This window comes from Paraburkholderia sp. 31.1, from assembly GCF_014397645.1.
Lineage (GTDB): Bacteria > Pseudomonadota > Gammaproteobacteria > Burkholderiales > Burkholderiaceae > Paraburkholderia > Paraburkholderia tuberum.
This window is the reverse complement of sequence record NZ_VZQN01000247.1, coordinates 1-262: the sequence shown is the minus strand read 5'-3', so window position 1 is coordinate 262 and position 262 is coordinate 1. Positions and strand designations below refer to the sequence as shown.

Genomic DNA, 262 nt, shown 5'->3' with positions numbered 1-262 from the left:
CCTCTGCGTCGACGGGTATTTCTTCGCTGTCGACGTCGGCCTCGACGGGGATCAGCACGGTGCAGAGCGGTGTGGATTCGCTGTCCACAGGCCTGGGTTCGCTGTCGACCTCCACGTCGACGGGTATGTCGTCGTTGTCGACGTCGACCTCGACAGGCATCTCTTCGCTGTCCACGGGCGTGAGCTCGCTGTCGACCTCCGCATCGACGGGTATCTCTTCACTGTCCACGGGTATGAGTTCGCTGTCGACGTCCACCTCGAC

The 262-nt window shown here is 62.6% G+C and carries 1 protein-coding gene; it reads right to left on the bottom strand.

Annotation, left to right across the window (positions count from 1 at the left end):
• On the bottom strand, positions 1-262 hold a 262-nt coding region (locus tag F6X37_RS37500), incomplete at both ends, for a hypothetical protein (RefSeq protein WP_262420177.1).